25 protein-coding genes are annotated in these 19,038 nt (G+C 32.1%); 24 read left to right on the plus strand and 1 reads right to left on the minus strand.

Translation table 11 applies throughout. The annotated features are described in order from the left end of the window. Window positions 1–136 precede the first annotated feature (136 nt). Window positions 137–511, minus strand: coding sequence for a hypothetical protein (locus tag NO995_RS10105; protein ID WP_258227405.1), 375 nt, complete (start codon window positions 509–511; stop codon window positions 137–139). An 89-nt stretch (window positions 512–600) separates the two neighbouring features. On the opposite strand from NO995_RS10105, the gene xerA reads away from it, so the two are divergent. The 24 genes from xerA (at window position 601) to NO995_RS10225 (ending at window position 18,980) form a co-directional block, all read left to right on the plus strand. Next, window positions 601–1,731, plus strand: a complete 1,131-nt coding sequence (gene xerA, locus NO995_RS10110) for a site-specific tyrosine recombinase/integron integrase (RefSeq protein WP_258227406.1) — start codon at window positions 601–603, stop codon at window positions 1,729–1,731. Window positions 1,732–1,819: 88 nt separating this feature from the next. Next, the gene (locus NO995_RS10115) at window positions 1,820–2,740 is read left to right on the plus strand and encodes a ribonuclease E inhibitor RraB (protein ID WP_258227407.1); all 921 of its coding nucleotides are present in this window, start codon (window positions 1,820–1,822) and stop codon (window positions 2,738–2,740) included. Between the two features lie 150 nt (window positions 2,741–2,890). Beyond that, window positions 2,891–3,319: a DUF4844 domain-containing protein gene (locus NO995_RS10120; RefSeq protein WP_258227408.1), complete on the plus strand. Its 429-nt coding sequence runs from the start codon at window positions 2,891–2,893 to the stop codon at window positions 3,317–3,319. A gap of 205 nt (window positions 3,320–3,524) precedes the next feature. After that, the gene (locus NO995_RS10125; protein ID WP_258227409.1) at window positions 3,525–4,220 is read left to right on the plus strand and encodes a hypothetical protein; all 696 of its coding nucleotides are present in this window, start codon (window positions 3,525–3,527) and stop codon (window positions 4,218–4,220) included. 152 nt (window positions 4,221–4,372) lie between these two features. Beyond that, a complete protein-coding gene (locus NO995_RS10130; protein ID WP_258227408.1) occupies window positions 4,373–4,801 on the plus strand; it encodes a DUF4844 domain-containing protein in 429 nt (142 codons plus the stop codon). Between the two features lie 174 nt (window positions 4,802–4,975). Continuing rightward, window positions 4,976–5,431, plus strand: a complete 456-nt coding sequence (locus NO995_RS10135; protein WP_258227410.1) for a hypothetical protein — start codon at window positions 4,976–4,978, stop codon at window positions 5,429–5,431. A gap of 169 nt (window positions 5,432–5,600) precedes the next feature. Further along, window positions 5,601–6,500: a YwqG family protein gene (locus NO995_RS10140; protein ID WP_258227411.1), complete on the plus strand. Its 900-nt coding sequence runs from the start codon at window positions 5,601–5,603 to the stop codon at window positions 6,498–6,500. Between the two features lie 154 nt (window positions 6,501–6,654). Then, the gene (locus tag NO995_RS10145) at window positions 6,655–7,422 is read left to right on the plus strand and encodes a hypothetical protein (RefSeq protein WP_258227412.1); all 768 of its coding nucleotides are present in this window, start codon (window positions 6,655–6,657) and stop codon (window positions 7,420–7,422) included. A gap of 152 nt (window positions 7,423–7,574) precedes the next feature. After that, the gene (locus NO995_RS10150) at window positions 7,575–7,856 is read left to right on the plus strand and encodes a hypothetical protein (protein ID WP_258227413.1); all 282 of its coding nucleotides are present in this window, start codon (window positions 7,575–7,577) and stop codon (window positions 7,854–7,856) included. A gap of 2 nt (window positions 7,857–7,858) precedes the next feature. Next, entirely contained in the window at window positions 7,859–8,134 is a 276-nt protein-coding gene (locus NO995_RS10155; RefSeq protein WP_258227414.1) for a hypothetical protein, read from the plus strand. Between the two features lie 165 nt (window positions 8,135–8,299). Further along, window positions 8,300–8,779, plus strand: a complete 480-nt coding sequence (locus tag NO995_RS10160; protein WP_258227415.1) for a hypothetical protein — start codon at window positions 8,300–8,302, stop codon at window positions 8,777–8,779. Window positions 8,780–8,915: 136 nt separating this feature from the next. After that, window positions 8,916–9,752 (plus strand): hypothetical protein, encoded by an 837-nt coding sequence (locus NO995_RS10165; RefSeq protein WP_258227416.1) that lies wholly within the window; start codon window positions 8,916–8,918, stop codon window positions 9,750–9,752. Between the two features lie 100 nt (window positions 9,753–9,852). Then, window positions 9,853–10,521, plus strand: a complete 669-nt coding sequence (locus tag NO995_RS10170; RefSeq protein ID WP_258227417.1) for a DUF5041 domain-containing protein — start codon at window positions 9,853–9,855, stop codon at window positions 10,519–10,521. Between the two features lie 178 nt (window positions 10,522–10,699). Beyond that, the gene (locus NO995_RS10175; RefSeq protein WP_258227418.1) at window positions 10,700–11,140 is read left to right on the plus strand and encodes a Crp/Fnr family transcriptional regulator; all 441 of its coding nucleotides are present in this window, start codon (window positions 10,700–10,702) and stop codon (window positions 11,138–11,140) included. A 223-nt stretch (window positions 11,141–11,363) separates the two neighbouring features. Then, window positions 11,364–12,575, plus strand: a complete 1,212-nt coding sequence (locus tag NO995_RS10180; protein WP_258227419.1) for an NAD(P)-dependent oxidoreductase — start codon at window positions 11,364–11,366, stop codon at window positions 12,573–12,575. Window positions 12,576–12,794: 219 nt separating this feature from the next. After that, window positions 12,795–13,250 carry a hypothetical protein gene (locus tag NO995_RS10185; RefSeq protein ID WP_258227420.1) on the plus strand — a complete coding sequence of 152 codons (456 nt, stop codon included), beginning with the start codon at window positions 12,795–12,797 and terminating at the stop codon, window positions 13,248–13,250. A 156-nt stretch (window positions 13,251–13,406) separates the two neighbouring features. Further along, window positions 13,407–13,733 (plus strand): hypothetical protein, encoded by a 327-nt coding sequence (locus NO995_RS10190; RefSeq protein ID WP_258227421.1) that lies wholly within the window; start codon window positions 13,407–13,409, stop codon window positions 13,731–13,733. A gap of 159 nt (window positions 13,734–13,892) precedes the next feature. After that, window positions 13,893–14,660, plus strand: coding sequence for a tetratricopeptide repeat protein (locus tag NO995_RS10195; protein ID WP_258227422.1), 768 nt, complete (start codon window positions 13,893–13,895; stop codon window positions 14,658–14,660). Window positions 14,661–14,820: 160 nt separating this feature from the next. Continuing rightward, window positions 14,821–15,369 (plus strand): hypothetical protein, encoded by a 549-nt coding sequence (locus NO995_RS10200; protein ID WP_258227423.1) that lies wholly within the window; start codon window positions 14,821–14,823, stop codon window positions 15,367–15,369. 238 nt (window positions 15,370–15,607) lie between these two features. Beyond that, complete coding sequence (locus NO995_RS10205) at window positions 15,608–15,859, plus strand: hypothetical protein (protein WP_258227424.1); 252 nt, start codon at window positions 15,608–15,610, stop codon at window positions 15,857–15,859. A 164-nt stretch (window positions 15,860–16,023) separates the two neighbouring features. Continuing rightward, a complete protein-coding gene (locus NO995_RS10210; protein ID WP_258227425.1) occupies window positions 16,024–16,674 on the plus strand; it encodes a hypothetical protein in 651 nt (216 codons plus the stop codon). A gap of 164 nt (window positions 16,675–16,838) precedes the next feature. Further along, window positions 16,839–17,519 carry a hypothetical protein gene (locus tag NO995_RS10215; RefSeq protein ID WP_258227426.1) on the plus strand — a complete coding sequence of 227 codons (681 nt, stop codon included), beginning with the start codon at window positions 16,839–16,841 and terminating at the stop codon, window positions 17,517–17,519. A gap of 160 nt (window positions 17,520–17,679) precedes the next feature. Beyond that, window positions 17,680–18,129 (plus strand): hypothetical protein, encoded by a 450-nt coding sequence (locus tag NO995_RS10220; protein WP_258227427.1) that lies wholly within the window; start codon window positions 17,680–17,682, stop codon window positions 18,127–18,129. Window positions 18,130–18,296: 167 nt separating this feature from the next. After that, window positions 18,297–18,980 carry a DUF4272 domain-containing protein gene (locus NO995_RS10225; protein WP_258227428.1) on the plus strand — a complete coding sequence of 228 codons (684 nt, stop codon included), beginning with the start codon at window positions 18,297–18,299 and terminating at the stop codon, window positions 18,978–18,980. Window positions 18,981–19,038: the final 58 nt, after the last annotated feature.

A 19,038-nucleotide genomic window follows, 5' to 3' on the forward strand; every position in this document is an offset into this window, starting at 1 on the left:
AGCCATAACCTTTCAAAAACCATTTTACTGGGGCTTTCAGCAGTATGTTTTACAAAAACGTATTCGTTTCCGTATTCAAATCGTATTCAGTTTGATGTCTTGATTAGACATTTAATTTTTAATAAAAATAATACAATTAATTCATATAATCTTGCCACTGGATTAGAATATATTTTTCAAGGTTTTGCTCTTTCTTCCTCAAAAAACCATATTCATAAACAAATAAATAAACATCTCCTTTTTGGTTCTTCCAATAATGAGTGAAAAATTTAGAATTGAACCCTTGTTCTTTTAAAACATTAGCTCTTACAGTGGATTTTCCTGCCTTATTAAAACTCTTCAAGATTTTACGGTTGAGTTTTAATTGATTATCTACCTGATTATAAAATCTAGGGGCCTCTTCTAAAGATCGGCGATAGTGATACGAGCTCTTACAGTGTAAATCACAAAACACTTTATCCGATCTTCCTGTTAATTCCTTTCCGCAAGATTTACACCCATTTCTTTTCATTTTTATTATTTAATCGAATGTTACACGAATACTATTCGTATAAGATACTCTTTTTTAAAAGATTATAAGTAAATTCAACAAAAAAAGTCATGGCTTTAAATCTTCATATCACCTTAAAACACCTTTTAATAGATGATGTACCGCAAATTGGTCTTAAATTTTATGCCAATGCAACCATAGAAATTCTAATTAAAGAATTAGACGATGTGAAATGGAGTAAAGAGTTTACTATGTTCTATGTTCGAAACACAAAAGATAACCTTGACGCTATTTTTAAATTATTTAAAGGTGTTGCATGGATTGACACCAAGTACTTTTTTGAAAGAACAAGAGCTAAAATTCTTGATGAAACCTTTGATGCCAGTTGGGTTTACAAGAGAAATAGACATGAAAATTATAAATTTTGTCCAGAAAGCTATCTACAAAAATTAGAACTCAAAAAATATGCGAATAATACCGTAAAAACCTATGTATCCTGCTTTGAAAGCTTTATAAATTACTATAACGATCAAGACATTAACACACTAGATGAAAATAACATTAGAAATTATTTAGAATATTTAATAAAAACAGAACGGTCTGATAGCTACATAAACCAAGCCGTTAACAGTATTAAATTCTACTATGAAACTGTATTAGGATTACCAAACAGGTTTTATAGTATTGAGCGCCCTAGAAAATCAAAGAAACTACCCGTTGTACTTTCAAAACCTGAAGTTTTATCCATTATATCTAATGCAAATAACTTAAAACACAAATGCATTATATCCCTACTCTATTCTGCTGGACTTAGACGATCTGAACTCTTAAATTTAAAGCTAACCGACATAGAAAGTAAACGAATGCTTATCAAGGTGCGAGATGCGAAAGGGAATAAAGACAGATACACTATTTTATCCGAAAAAGTACTAGAAGATTTAAGAGAATATTACAAACAATATAGACCAACAAATTATTTATTCGAAGGACAAAACAAAGAACAATACAGTGCTAACAGTGTAGGTAAAGTGGTATCTAACACGGCTAAACAAGCTGGTATTAAAATACCTGTAACGGCTCACACCCTACGCCATAGTTTTGCTACACATCTTTTAGAAGCCGGAACAGATATTAGATATATTCAACTTTTACTAGGACATAACTCTACGAAAACCACTGAAATATATACTCACGTTGCACAAAACAGTTTTAGTTCTATAAAAAATCCGTTAGACTTGTAAGTATTTATGTATATTTGGGTGTATATATATTAGAAATAAACACACCAGTGTGTTTATACACACGTTACCTGCAAGCTGAAAAAACGAAATGAGAAACCTTTTAATAATAATTTTAATGCTAAAATTTCTAACTGGTTGGGGACAAAATAAGAATGAGGACAAATTCATTACTTGGGAACAATTCACTCAAAATTTCGGAAAAGAAATGGTTTCTGCTCAAGATGTATTCAACAATATGCAAAAGAGTGGCGTGAGTGATTTTTCATTAGCGAAATTTGACTTCCATTTTATATCTAACTCTAAAGAAAAACTTGAAAAGCTGCAAGAATTTCTAAAGGAACATTATCCTTATGAAATCAAATCCTTGAAGAAAATAAACAAAGGACTTTGGGAATTGAATGGAGAAACTAATGAAATACCAATAACGGAAGACAATTTACTTTATTGGGGTTTGGACATGTATAAAAGAGGTTATGAATTTGATGCAAAACTTGACGGTTATGGAGCACCATTTGACCCAAAAAATCAAAAATTCCCCCATTTCGACAAAGCAAAAGAAGATTATTATTTTGACAAAGGACTTGAATGCTATAATTCGGGAGATTTAAGCGGAGCAATACTAAATTGGACAATTTGTATAAAAATCAATCCTAATGACCCTAATTATTACTATTCAAGAGCAATAGTTAAAAATGAATTATACACTTGGAAATCTTCGCTGAAAGATTACGACAAGGCTATTGAAATCGCACCTGACTTTATAAGTGCTTTAACAAATCGTGGAAGTGTCAAAGACGAAAATGGAGACTATCAAGGAGCAATTGAGGATTATGATAAAGTCATTAACCTCGAAAATGTTGATATAGAAAATAAACAAATGGCTTATTTCAATAAAGGAAATTCTGAATTCAATTTGGGAAATAAAACTAAAGCCTGTGAAAATTGGGAAAAGGCTCACGAACTTGGAGCTGAATACGCATTGGAACGAATAAATGAAAAATGTAAATAAAGCCAGCAGGTAACAATGTATATAAAAAATAGGCGAAATAGCAGTAAATTCAATGGCTTAGGCTCATATCAAACTTTGTGTTTAACCGAAAGTTTCGTGCTTCGTAATCGCCTACTTTTCATATACTAAACGTTGCCAACCATTTGAGAAATGACAAAGTACATAACAATATTTTTAACTTTTTTGATTTTAAATTCTTGCGAACAAAAAGCGACGGAAATGAAAACACCTGAAAATGCTAAAGAAAAGTTTGCGGAATTTATTGCAAAAGAAAAATTCTATATGGAAAACTTTTATCCTGGAATTGCGAACGAAAAGTTAAGACCCGTTTTTACTAAAAAAATTAATGAAGCTGCATCTGACTTTCTCACTGTTGCGGAATCTGACAATCCGACGGACAAAAAATATCAAGAAAAAATCGAAATTGGATTATCACGATTTTCGGATGTTTATATGGACTTGGATACGGAAGACCGAGAGCGAGTTTGCAGTTATTTTGAGGAATTAATGGACATTGTCGGATTGGAAAGTTCAGATGGTAAACTAAACAAATTCATGTACGGTTTTGACCCGAACTGAAATAAAAAATAAAAACGGTTGGCAACACCGTGTAAAAATAATTGCTTGGTTCTAGCCTACTCGGAAAATCCGCAGGATTTTCCTCTGGTTCGTTCCTTTTTTAGTAAGTTAGTTGCTTGCACACGCAACTATCCTTACACAAACCGTTGTGTGTAATTTGACGCAACTTTTTTAACAAAACTGCATCTATATACAAAACACAATTATGAAATTCATCATTTTTAAGTTCGGATTACTTGCATTGTTCTTGTCATTTTTAGAATGTGAAGATGACTTACAAGACCCAAGTGGCATTGAAACAAGAGTATATGGAAGAATGTATGATAGTCAAAACGAGATTCCTATTGTTGGTCAACAATTAAAAATAAGTGAATACAACAGAATCCCAGGAAGTTTTTATGGAAATACTGAATTTATTCAACACTTGGATTCAACACTGACTAATTCAGAAGGTTATTTTGATTTTACTTTTACAACAAGTGGACTTGGAGATTTGTATATTTTGACGTATCAATTAAATGACCAATTTAATACTATGGGACAGGATGCAACAATTGAAATTGAAGACTTAGGAGAGCCTTACGAAATAGACTTTGACTTTACTCATTTATATCCTGTAAATTTGAAAATAACCTTAGATTCTAATGTTCAATTTCTACCTGTTAGAATCAACCCTCAATTCCCTCTATATTATCCTTCGTCAAATAATTTAACCCAAACTGGTGTTGAATATACTCGCACAATTTACACTAACAAAAATTCAAGTCAAAATATTTGGTTTTATAGAACAAAAAACGATGGACAAGGACAACGTACAGTAATCAATTTACCTGCAACAAACACAACAGACTTAACCGAATTAAACATCTACATCAATAACGATGATTTTGTCGATTTTTAAAAACTACACACAACAATGTATAACCGCAATTACGGCGGATTCGACTACGTCCGAATCCACTCGGAATTGCTAACGCCAGTGTTAAACCGAAAAACAAAGTAAACCAAACCGATAACTGACGGTTATACAAACCGTTGCCAACCATTTGAGAAATGACAAAGTACATAACAATATTTTTAACTTTTTTGATTTTAAATTCTTGCGAACAAAAAGCGACGGAAATGAAAACACCTGAAAATGCTAAAGAAAAGTTTGCGGAATTTATTGCAAAAGAAAAATTCTATATGGAAAACTTTTATCCTGGAATTGCGAACGAAAAGTTAAGACCCGTTTTTACTAAAAAAATTAATGAAGCTGCATCTGACTTTCTCACTGTTGCGGAATCTGACAATCCGACGGACAAAAAATATCAAGAAAAAATCGAAATTGGATTATCACGATTTTCGGATGTTTATATGGACTTGGATACGGAAGACCGAGAGCGAGTTTGCAGTTATTTTGAGGAATTAATGGACATTGTCGGATTGGAAAGTTCAGATGGTAAACTAAACAAATTCATGTACGGTTTTGACCCGAACTGAAATAAAAAATAAAAACGGTTGGCAACACCGTGTAAAAATAATTGCTTGGTTCTAGCCTACTCGGAAAATCCGCAGGATTTTCCTCTGGTTCGTTCCTTTTTTAGTAAGTTAGTTGCTTGCACACGCAACTATCCTTACACAAACCGTTGTAACTAATTTTTAAACCCAAATCAAATGAAAACTAATCTTTCATTAAACCCAAAGATTATCACCTATATTTTAGCTTTAGTTTCAGTTTTAATACTGTTAAAATTATTAATAGAAGTTATACAGGATAAATTTCAATTTGGCCTTTTTATAATTGCTTGTTTATTCATATTGACTACAATTTTCTGCTATAGCTTTAAAAAATTAGTTTATGACAATAAGTTCCTTTATATTTTAGATAATGCAAAAGAAATAAAGATTGATTTGAGAAACGTAAAAACCATTAAGCCAACAATGACCAAAATTGCAGGATGGACTGTTTGGAAAATAAAATATTATAATTCCAATAATAAAATCAAATCAATTAGATTCTTACCCTATGGATTTAAAAACAAAGTTTTTGACTTCTCTGAAACTGTAAAAAAACATAATACCAACTTAAACTTTACTACTTGGACTTCAAATTTCGATTTTGACCAATAAAACTAGTTACAACATCATATAAAATTTATTGCTTCGGATTTTCCTAACGGAAAATTCTCGCAATTTTGCTATCTTGGTTCCATAATCTGAAAATCCTAGCGGATTTTCACGCAACAAACCTTATACAAACCGTTGTACGCAATATCTCAAAAACATTACGCTGAAATAAATGTTTAGTTTTAAAAAGAATAATTTAGAGAAAATAAAGACATTCATTCGAAATTCGGAGGAAGTTCAAATCGATAAAGAGGACAAAGAGGAACTAATCAAAATGATTAGACCAACTGTTGGTATTAGGACTAAATCGTGTGAGGATAAAAACCTAAAACTAGGAACATCTAAAATCGGTGGAAAACCTGATTTGCCAAAAGACTTTGAATGGCCAAAAGCAGATGGAAAACCAATGCTATTTTGTGCTCAATACAATTTAGCTGAATTAACAAAATTTGACAAAGAAAACAGGTTGCCTAAAAAAGGTTTTTTTTATGTCTTTGTGAGCCTTGACCAAGATTGGAAAGAATTTAATGGTGTAAACCAACCATACAAATTCATATTCAGCGAAACTGAAAATATCATCCGAACTGAATTTCCAAATGACCTTGATGAAAATCAAACGTTTAAAACAGCCGTAATAGAGTATTTTGAGTATTACACAATTCCCCATTGGCAGAATTATAAACTATTTGAGTTCGACAAAAAATATGACGATTTCAATTTCTACTTTATTGAACCTATTGAATTTTATATGATTGAGGAATTATATCAAGATTCTGATAATATGCATCAAATTTTAGGACACGATAGGTCTATTCAGTCAAGTGTAGTTTATGATTTCGCTTCAAAAGAATTGGGGCTTTACAGTGCGGAAAGTTCTGAATATCAAAAACGGTGGAATGATATTTTAGAATTATCAAAAACATACGAATTGTTACTTCAATTAGACTGCTATGATTCAAATACTGATTTAACAAAATTTGGTGGAAGTGGAACTTATTATTTCGGACTATCAAAAACCGATTTAGAAAATATGAATTTTAGCAATATAAAAATGTCGTTCCAAATGACATAAAATACTGCGTACAACAACGGCTATAGTTCATTGCTTCTGACTTTCCTCTCGGAAAGTCCTCGAAAAATTGCTATCTTCGGTTTACGGCGGAAAATCCTCACGGATTTTCACGCAACGAAACCATAGCCAAACCGTTGGGCACAATTAAAACCAAATGAACAGACTACTGATATTATTTCTTTCTTTATTTCTAATTGGTTGCGGTAAACCAAAGAAAATTTGGGACAACGGATTGACTAAAAGTGTGGAAGAAATAACTGAATATACTATTCGAATTCAAGAAGATTCCTTAAAAAATGAAATTCGAGACACACTTTTAATTGCAGTAAAAAAATATAGAGATGACGACCAAATAGCTTTTCAAACACGCAAAACTTTGTTTGACAATGAACAGATAGAAATTAATTATGTCTATGACTATTCCGATAGATTAAAGCAAGAGATTGTGAAAATGTCAACAGACAGTCTGCCATTTAAAGTAAACTATTCCTATAAAAACTCATTGCTTTTTCAATCAAGCGGAATTTTGGATAATGAAACTGAAAGGTTTGAGCGAATAGAAACTCATTATTATAGAAAAGACGACACTAAAGAGAAGTCAATAATGAGACAAATATTTATTGACAAAGAAACTAATGATACAATTACAAATTCAACGGTAAGTACTTACTTCAATACTGACGAAAAAGTTGACAGTATTTTATCAGTCAATCTTCGCAGACAAGGTCAGAACCGAAAAGCAGTATACGAATTTGACGGAAAGAATTTTATCGGACTTAAGGAATATAATGAAAAAGATTCTTTGCTATCAAATCAGAAATTCGAGTATAAAATGGACGAATTTCACAATTGGACTGAAAAAAAGGTAATTGAAAACGGAATTCTGAAAAGAATAATAATGCGAGAAATAAAATATAAATAACTGTGCCCAACAACGTGTAAGCGCAATAACGGCTGAATTTCCTAATCGGAAATTCAACTCGTTTTGCTAAATTAGGTGCGTCAGCGGAAAGTACTCACGCACTTTCCTGTTACTGACGCTTACACAAAACCGTTGTACACCATTTAACGAACATGATATTTCTAATCGATATAGTAGACTCTGAGCATCAAGTAACTGTTTACAAAAGCATTACTGATGTAACTCAACGAATTGAATGGCAAGATATTTTTGAAGGAAAATCAATTATTTTAGACGAAAATGGAACTGAATATGAATGGGATTCTTCAAAAAGGAATGAAATTGGAACAATATACAATTACACTTTGGTTCCAACTTCAAGAATTTCGGAATTAATAACCGAATGTTTAAAAAGAGTCAATACCGACCAAAACATTTGTGAATTCAATTTTTAAAAATGGTGACCAAACATAAAATAGACTCTGAATTCGTTCTAATTTGCCAACAAATTGTAAAAGAAAATCTTGACTTGAACAATTGGAGGTTAATTGAAAGTAGCGACCAATTTCAAACGGGAAAATATTGTGGTGGTTTTGACGGAACTGAAAATGAATTCACATTCAGTTACTTTGATGAGAATAAAAATGAATTTTGGTTTCAATTAGCTCTTTCTGACATTGAAAAAGTAGTAAAAGGAATTATAAAAGAAATTGAAGTTATAAAAGCAGAATAAAAAAACGGTGTACAACAACATATAACCGCAATTACGGCGGATTCGACTACGTCCGAATCCACTCGGAATTGCTAACGCCAGTGCTAAACCGAAAAGCAACATAAACTAAACCGATAACTGACGGTTATACGAACCGTTGTACACAAGCTAAAAAAACCAATCTGAATGAACAAAAATGAGAACATTGGAGCCAAAGTTGCATTAATAAATGGAATGACATTTGGACTAGGGTTTCTATTTATTATGACATTTATCGGACTAATGTTTTCGGGTGGTTTACTCGGATTAATCGGAATTGGAGCATTGTTGTCATATAATTCCCTATTTATATCCTTGGCTTTACTATATCTGACTTTGCCAATTGCTCTCTGGATTTTTGGAAAAAGAAACACCAAAAGCTTAAATCAAGGAAAGAGCATTATAAAAACTTCTGCGGAATTCTCATTTGGAGTGAATTTTATAATATGGATTGTGTTTTTGTTTTCTCAATTAGTATTCAGTGGATTTGAAAACTATTTAACCCTGAATTTAATAGTCATCGGAATTATAATCGTTTTAGGTTTTTTGACGACTTATACTTTCGGATTTTATATTGTAAAACTGACTAAAGAAAAAATAAAAGCCAGTGTACAACACAGTATATAAAAAATTGCTAGTTTTAGCTAAACCAATGTTAGTTGCTTGTTTTGTTAACTCTGATTTTCCTTCGGAAAATCCTCGCTCACAAACACGCAACTTTTCATATACATACACGTTAGCGGTAATTTAAACCCAAATCTGAATGAGACAAGAAATAACAGTTGACAAAGCAATTAAAAGAGGACATCTAATAGTGAATATTCCTGTTTTTATCGCAATTATTGGCTGTCCAGCTTTGGCTCTATACTTAGAGAAACAGAATTTAATTCCTGGTTGGGGAATTGGAATAGCTTTTTTAATAGGTTTTGTTTTAGCTTGGCTAATTTGGAGTTTTATGATTACCAAATGGAGAATTTGGGCATTTGAGAATGTGAAAAACGTTCACGAATTAAAGAAAAGAGCTATCCAAGAAAAATTGATTTGGAATGACGGAAATATTTTCGAAAAAACGGAAATCAGGAATAGCGAGGATAAAAGTAAACTTAAAAAACTTGAAAAGAAATTTGAGCAAGAAGATGAATTTCGAGAAGATTACTCTCTTCCACCTAAAATGGAAATTCACTATTCGAAAGTATATAACTATTTTGAACTTGGAATCTCTATTTTAATAATTGGAGTTGGAATTTATTTTTTTACTAAAGGAGAAACAAAGCAATACATTTTGGGTGCAATTATGACTGGAATTGGACTTTACAGCACAATCAAGGAATTTCTAAAAGCACTCGATACCAAACCAAAAATAATAATTGATTCGAAAGGGATACAAACTAAAAACGTGGAATTCAAAAAATGGTCGAATATAGAAAGTGAGGAAGTTGTTCAAGAAGGTTATGGCAAATCAGCTAAATCCTATCTGACTTATTTCTACGATGAAGACGAGTTTGAAAAAATAGAAATTGACTCTCTGAATGTAACACACGGAGAATTAGAAAATATAATAAGAACATACAGAATACGAAATAATAAAAACTACCGCTAACAATGGCTATAAGTAATTGCTTGTTCTCGCCTACTTCTGAAAATCCTCGCGGATTTTCAGAAGTAGGCGAGACCGTTGTGTACAATTAAAACCAAAGTCAATGAAAAAAATATTACTGCTATCATTATTGCTGATTTCGATAACTGTTTATTCTCAATCGGAAAAACCTGTTGATAAAAGACCCCAAATCGAAAAAGAAGACTCTAATGATATGTATAATCAGAGTAAAATAACTACTCTTGACTTACTTGAGGCACTGGAATTAGCATCTATTAGAGTGCATAAATTTGATATTGGACCGTTTGACAAAGAATACAAATTTGAAGTATTTGCGGACGAATACGTAAACGGAAAATTAATTAAAACCGACACTCTTATAAATTACACAAATGATTATGGATTTTGGATAGACGGAGAATATAATCAAGGATTTATTGACCAAATAAAAATCTTTACTAAAACAGAAGAAAATAATAGCACTCTGAACATCAGAACTTACGCTTTAGGAACAACTAAAGAAATAAACTTAGGAAAAACTGATAATCGACAATTCTATAATTGGAGAGAATACGAAGAGACTAAATGGAAACTGAACGAAAAGGTTCCACTTTTGATTTTTGCATCTTCTTGGTTGGACAAAAAATTCAATTTTCACAGATTTTGTGGAGTTGTAAACCTAAAAGAAAATGATGAACGGACACAAGAATTATTGGACTTTTCGCCAAACTATATTGTGATTAACTATAAAATATCTGGACTAGAAAAATAACTGTACACAACAATGTATAACCGCAATTACGGCGGATTCGACTACGTCCGAATCCACTCGGAATTGCTAATGTCAGTGCTAAACCGAAAAACATAGTAAACCAAACCGATAACTGACGGTTATACGAACCGTTGTGTGCAATGTAAACAGACCAACAAACGAGATAATGTTTGACAAATTGAAAGACATATTAAAAAAAGATGAAGTCAATTGGACTAAGTTTAAAGATATATTCATTGAAAAGGAAATTGCATCTAAGACAATATTACTGAATGAAGGAGAAATCTCAAATTACATTTATTACATTAAAAAAGGATGTTTGCGTGAATGGTTTAATAAAGACGGAAAAGACATTACTTTCCAATTCTTTTTTGAAGGGCAAGCCGTTGCTTCCCTTGACAGTTTTATAAATACAAAACCAAGTCTTTTTACCATTGAAAGTATTGAACCTTCAATTATTCTTTCAATTAAGAGAGCGGATTTTGAAAATATCTTGGATTCATACCCTGAGTTTAAAGACGAATTTCATAATCTTATCTTAAAGCGTTTTGGTGTTTACGGACAATTATTTTTATCTCGGATTAAGGACACAGCCCACAAGAGCGATACGAGAATCTAATTAAGAATCAACCTGAAATAATTAAACGGATTCCACAGCATTATATCGCATCTTATTTAGGGGTAACGCCAATCTCACTTAGTAGAATCAGAAATAGAAAGCCACATTGATTAATTAACAATTGTTATCGTCCAACGATTTGTTAGTTCTGATTTTTGTACTATAAATTTTAAACAATAGAATTATGAAACTTTCAGTATTGTTATTAGGCTTGTCGATTAAGATGAGAATGGCGAACAAAAAGAATGACCTTTTTCAGCGTCGATTACGCACCAAAACCGGATCTATCTTAATTAGAACGGCAGATCGTAGCGAAGGACGACTTTTTATCTTCAGCAAAGGTCATATTTTCACTAAAAAAGAAAAGGCGGGAGACGCCGATGTACAGATGGTTTGGAAAAATGCGAATATTGCTTTTAAAACCATGACTAGTAGCGATCCACAAGCACTATTTCGTGCAATGGATAAGGGTGATGTAGAAATGGTTGGAGATTTATCGATTGCACAATGGTTTGGGTTGCTGGTGAAAGCAATGAAAGCCAATGATAAAAAGGGCGCAAACCCACAACGTGTAGCAATGATTGGCTTGGGTAAAATGGGTAAGGGTATTGCAAGCAATATTCAAGACGCAGGATTCGATTTGGTGGTGTATAACCGCACAAGTGCCAAAGCAAAACCGTTTCTGAGCAAAGGCGCTACTTTGGCTAAAACTCCGGCAGAAGCGGCCAGCCTTGCAAATATTGTGGTTACATCGCTTATGGATGATGCTTCGGTGCTGAACATTGTGACAGCGGAAGATGGAATATTAGCCGGTTTGGCAAAAGGAGGAATTCACCTATGTGCAACGACTATTTCACCTGAGATGTCTAAAAAGCTAGAGGAGATCCATCGTCAGCATGGAAGTCATTTTATGATGGGTGCCGTTGTTGGTAGACCCGATGCTGCGGAAGCAGGAGAACTTTTAACTTTAATGGCCGGAGATGAAACACTCATTGATCAATGTAGAGCTGTAACTTCTGCTTATTCGGCAGCAACACTAATCATTGGTAAAGAATCCTGGCTGGCAAATTATGCAAAACTTTCGGTAAATTATTTTGCAGTTTCTAATATGGAGTTAATGGGACAATTATACGCTATGGGTGATGCAACCGGTATTGGAAGAACCTTTTATAAGCAAATCTTTGAATCAAGTTATTCCAACCCTATCCTTCGATTTTATGCACAAAGAATTATGGATAAATCGTATAAAGAAAATGTTGGTTTCGAACTTTCAGGAGGGATAAAAGATGTAAAACTGATGCAGGAAGCCTCAGATGCTACATCAGGTTCATTGAATTATGCACCAATCATTATTTCGAAAATGCAACAAGCTATGGATATAGGATTAGAACATTGCGATTGGAGTGTATTTACAGGTATTTCGGGAAAGAATTAGTATGACTAAATTTATTATCTTTTGGCAGTTGACAAAACTATTTAGAAAATAATAAGAAACACAGCACACAACATTTTGTATAAGTAATGGCAGGCAAAGCACTTAATATCAAGGTTTATATGCCGCTCAAACTGTATAGCGGTTTGACAGGAAAGTACCACCCAATCTGCCACTACCCATACAATTTACCGTTGTAACTAATTTTTAAACCCAAATCAAATGAAAACTAATCTTTCATTAAACCCAAAGATTATCACCTATATTTTAGCTTTAGTTTCAGTTTTAATACTGTTAAAATTATTAATAGAAGTTATAAAGGATAAATTTCAATTTGGCCTTTTTATAATTGCTTGTTTATTCATATTGACTACAATTTTCTGCTATAGCTTTAAAAAATTAGTTTATGACAATAAGTTCCTTTATATTTTAGATAATGCAAAAGAAATAAAGATTGATTTGAGAAACGTAAAAACCATTAAGCCAACAATGACCAAAATTGCAGGATGGACTGTTTGGAAAATAAAATATTATAATTCCAATAATAAAATCAAATCAATTAGATTCTTACCCTATGGATTTAAAAACAAAGTTTTTGACTTCTCTGAAACTGTAAAAAAACATAATACCAACTTAAACTTTACTACTTGGACTTCAAATTTCGATTTTGACCAATAAAACTAGTTACAACATCATATAAAATTTATTGCTTCGGATTTTCCTAACGGAAAATTCTCGCAATTTTGCTATCTTGGTTCCATAATCTGAAAATCCTAGCGGATTTTCACGCAACAAACCTTATACAAACCGTTGTGTGTAATTTATAAACCTACTATGAAAAACATAACTTTATGTCTTCTGATTTTTGTAACATTTCAAGTATTCGGACAAAATAAAGAAGATAATAACGGATTTAAAGACTTAAGCTATGAAGACAAAATAGCAGAAAAATCCTGTATATATCTTTCTGAAATGGACTCTATTTCTGACCCTAAACAAGCAGTCATAAAATGTATTATTAAAGCTCAAAACAAAGTACACGAAGAAGATGTTGACAAAAAATATAAACGTGATTACACTGTAGAAGGAATCAGAGGACTGTTTAAAAAAGTGACTGATTTACTGATTGAAAATTGTGAAGTAGTATCAAAATCTGAATGAAACAAAAAACTACACACAACACTATATAACCGCAATTACGGCGGATTCGACTACGTCCGAATCCACTCGGAATTGCTAACGACAGTGCTAAACCGAAAAACAAAATAAACCAAACCGATAACTGACGGTTATATGAACCGTTGTGCAACATTTAAACTAATGAGAATAAACCTAAGTATAATCTACTTTTTTCTATCAATTTCAGTAATTGGACAAAACAACCCAATGGAATTGTATAATACTGGAAATTCAAATTTCAAATCTGGGGATTTTAAGAAGGCAATTGAAAATTACTCAGAATTAATCAAAACCGTAGAAGAAAAAACTGTCCAAAAGACTTGTTATATAAATCGCGGACTTTCATACGACCGACTTCAAAAATACGACTTAGCAATTGCAGACTTTACAGAGGCAATTAAGTTAGATAGTACAGATATGGCTTCATTCATTGACAGAGGGCTTTCAAAAATGCACGCTGGATATTTGGAAAAGGCGAAAGAAGACTATAATTACGTTGTTTACAAAAACAGTAACAATGGAATGGCTGAAGCTGCTCTTTATTGGCTTGCCCGAATTCACTACTCACAAGGAAAATTCGAGGAAGTAATAAAAAACTGTGACAGCTATTTTACTATAAACTCAAAAGACTCAGAACTGTATTTCATTCGTGGAACTGCAAATGATATGCTGCGGAATTTTGAACAATCAATTAAAGACTACGGTAAAGCAATTGAAATAAAACCAAACTATGTTCAAGCCATTGCTAATCGAGGAACAGCAAAGATTAACCTTTTGACTAGCAACGGAAATTTGGAGCCAAGTAAAAAAGAAACGAAAAGTGCGTGTATGGATTTAAAAAAGGCAAAAGAACTTGGTGATAATTCGGTTGAGGATTTAATTTATATGTATTGCAACAAAAAAGAATAAAACAAACGAATTAGAAAAACGTTGCACAACACCGGCTATAGTTCATTGCTGCGGTAATCCTCACAGTTTATTTGGGCAACTTTACTATCTTTAAGTACGGCGGAAAAGTCCTGCGGACGTTTTCCGCAACGAAACCATAGCCAAGACCGTTGGCAAACATATGAAAAGACACCTACTAAAATTGATTATAATACTGACTTTAATAGTTTCTTGTAAGGAGAAAGAAACTAAAAAAATGGAATTGACAGAACCAAAACCAACTACTGAATTAAAGTCAAAAACTGAAATAAAAATAGAAAACAAAGATGATTCACAAAAAAATATAATTAATGACACTTTACATTCAAATTCTAGTTTAGAAATCGTAAAACTCGATACAGATTTAATCGAAAAACTATTTAAAAATCTGAAATCAAATTTTGAGATTGACTTTAAGCTAAGTCATTTGGATAATGCTCTGAATGGAATCAATTTATCCGAATTAAAAAATGGAAAAGTATTTGAAAAAGAAATGTTATTTGAGGATTTTGAATGTAAGTGTTTTGACAAGATAACTGTTTCTTATTCCGAAAAAAGATACTTGCTCGATATATATGAAGAATTTTACGAAGAAGAATTGGATTGGTGTCCTGAAAGTAGTTACAGATATTCATTCATGATTATTAACGACAACATATCTGACTTGAAATTAGATTATATGGCTGGATAATAAAATACGTTTGCCAACACTATATAACCGCAATTACGGCGGATTGGACTACGTCCGAATCCACTCGGAATTGCTAACGCCAGTGCTAAACCGAAAAACAAAGTAAACCAAACCGATAACTGACGGTTATACAAACCGTTAGCTTTAATGTAAACCAAACTAAAACTTGGAAAAAATTAACGACCGAATAAAAAATGTGGATTCCGAAATGTTAGATTGTCGGAACAAAATTAACCAAATGAAAAAACGGATTCCACTGGGAATTTTAATAGGAATCGGATTCTCTTTCCTCTTCCCCTATTTACCAGGAAAGCACGGAAGAAGACCTTTGATAGAAACTTGGGATTATCATAATGCGGTAATATTTGGTGCGGTAATTTTTGCAGTCATTTATCCAATTGGATATTCAATCGGAAAAAACAAATTAGAAAAAAAGCTACGCGGACTGAAACTAAAAAAACATCTTATTGAAAAAGAAAACTCTATATAAAACACTAAAGCTAACAATACATAACCGCAATTACGGCGGATTCGACTACGTCCGAATCCACACGGAATTGCTAACGCCAGTTCTAAATCGAAAAACAAAGTAAACCAAACCGATAACTGACGGTTATACATACCGTTAGCAACAATTTAAACCAACCTTAATAATTGACTAGAGAATACGAAAGAGCATTAACCGAATCCGAAAAAAGAATTTTGAGGAAGCAAATTGAGGAAACTAAATCAAGTATTCCGAAAGACGTTGGTTTAATTATTTTGAAAGTTCTATTTCTTATAGTTTTTGCTATTCTTTTATATTTCTACCCTAAGATTTGGTTGATAATAATTTTGTCAATTGCGTCTTTTTTTATGCTTTGGTCTTTATATTATGAAATACCAGATTTGATAAGATTACCGAAGTTCCTAAAGAAAAAAGAAGAGGTTATAGAAAATGGAATTGTTCGTGTTAACGAAATTAATCTTGATAGATATATTAAAATCGCCAATTTTGAAGATGAGGGAAATCATTACATAGTGGAGTATAATGGAATGTTGACTTTGATTGGCGGACAAGAATTTCTTGGAGTTAGAAAACTAAAAAACAAGATTGAACAAATAGAAATATTAGACCCTGAAAAAACTGGAATTTATTACGAAAAAATAAAAAAAACAGGTGCAAATTTAAACCCTTACTATGTGTTTAAAAATGGAATTTCAGACAATTTAGTGGAATCTCAAATTTGGGAAAAATTGACAAATCGAAATCCATTTCCTGGAAAGTTGGAGGATTTAGATGAATTTATAAAAGAAGATAAATAAAAAACAGTTGCTAACAATGGCTATAAGTAATTGCTTGTTCTCGCCTACTTCTGAAAATCCTCGCGGATTTTCAGTTTGGTATGTCCTTGCAAAATTAAGTGCTAAACCACGCAACTACTCATAGCCGAGACCGTTGTAGGTAATTTAAGTAGCCCCAAAAAACAATGAATTTCAACCAATTGAAAAACGTTTTCATACTTACTTCTTTCTTATTACTAGTTATTTCTTGTGTTGAAACAAAAAAGGAAGAAACTGCAAGAATTAAAAAAGATAAATTATTAATTGACTCTTTATATAAACGAAAATGGTTAAGGGTTGATTATGGAAATGACCGAATTGAAGAAGTGGAAATTTATGTTACTAAAAATAACGACACTATTTCCAATCAATTCAAACCTTCTAAAAACAAACAGATTGATACTCTCCATAGTGAATTCTACGATTTAAAAATATCTGAAACAGACAAACCCAATATTTATAAAGGGCAAATTACAATTCATTCAAAATATGATAAGCTCGTAACAAATGAAAAGAATAAAAGAACTTTAGAATTTCACTATTGCGAACAGAATTCTGACAGTATTCGAATTACAACAAAGGAAACTAAAAGCTCAAATACAATCGACTTTGAGTATGAGAACTTTTATGGCAAACGCTTACAAGGACTAATTTACTTAACTGTGGAGAGAGATACGATTATGAATAATGAAAAGATGATAAACCTTTTTATGCTTCCATTATTAGTTGATAACGAACCAACCACTGACAATCTATTTCTTAAGGCATTCGAATTGGACAAAAAGAATAAATTTAATCCTGAAAAACTAAAATTAGAAAAAGAATAAAAACTACCTACAACACCGTGTATAATTCATTGCTTCCGATTTTCCTCGCGGAAAATCCTCGCAACTTTATTATCTTAGTTTCTTAACACGAAAATCCTGCGGATTTTCACGCAACGAAACTATACACAAACCGTTGTAGGTAATATTAAAAAAAACTGAATTGAAACATTTTGACAGAGTCGGAATTTATGAATATCCGGATAAATATGTTATAGTTACAATAAATACTTGGGAACAAGGTGGCGGAATGCAAACTGACCAAATTTCTGTGACTTCAAAAGACATTGATAACCTTGAATTGTCTGAATTAATTCTTAAGCATTTAGCATTGTCAAAAAGTGGAGTTAACTATTTTGACAGAGAAAAAGCAAAAAAGGAATTAATAAAGGTAACTGGATTAAAAACATTAAAAGCTCAAATGACAAATTCCAAATACATTTCTGTTAACCGAAACAATGGGATTTATTCAATCGGACCGACCGTAAATGGAGGAACTTCTGGACCAAAAAAAGGTTATCATTTCACAAAAGAAAAAATTGAATTTAATGAACCTGAAAAAATAACTGAAATCGGAATTAATGTAAAAAAAGGATTGGAGTTATCTAAATAAAAATACGACCTACAACATCGGCTATAATTCATTGCTTCGGAATTTTCTGCCGAAAATTCCTTCCACTTAACTATCTTTGGTTTACGGCGGAAAATCCTCTCGGATTTTCACGCAACGAAACCATAGCCAAACCGTTAGCACCAATTTGAAAAATAAATAACTAATTAATGGGAATTTTAGACATCTTCAAATCTGACAGCTCAAAACCAAAAACTGCTTTAAAAAGGAAAAAAGAAACAGAAAAGTTCTTAAAGTCAATTAACGTTCCTTTTATTGAACATCTTCCTATGATTGAAGAAGAAAATCAAGCACGAATAAGAAAACCTAAAGAAATAGCTGAAAGAATATTAATTTTAACTTATCTAAATTACGTTGCAGAAGAACCTGATGCTAAAATTGAGATAATTGATTTTTTAAAATCTAATGGTCTTTGGGACAAAGTCTCTCCAGAAGAAAAAATTTTATTCAAAAGCAAAGAATTAACAGAACTAGAACATATTAATATTTCCTGGCGTTCTGAGGCTATTTGGGTATTATTGTGGGCAATTAACAAAGTTGACAAAATAGAACTTCCGATTGAGCAAGTAGAAATAACTGAAATAGTTTCAAGACTACCTGAATTTATGGTTGAACCATCCGAATATATTTCGTCTGCAAATATTAGGTCAACTACTGAAATATTGGACTTTTCGGATTTAATCTATAGAATTCATTGGGCAACTCGAAACGCGGGATTAAATAATGATAAGTCATTGAATTTTAATCCTAGTATTGTAATGGAACAGCATTATGCAATAAATTGGATAACTTATTATGCAGAAGAATGGGACGAAGTAACAACGGACACATAAAAACTGGTGCTAACATTGTATAAAAATAATGCTAAATTTAATGCTTAACTAAAGGTTA

The sequence above is a fragment of the Aestuariibaculum sp. M13 genome, from assembly GCF_024723255.1.
Lineage (GTDB): Bacteria > Bacteroidota > Bacteroidia > Flavobacteriales > Flavobacteriaceae > Aestuariibaculum > Aestuariibaculum lutulentum.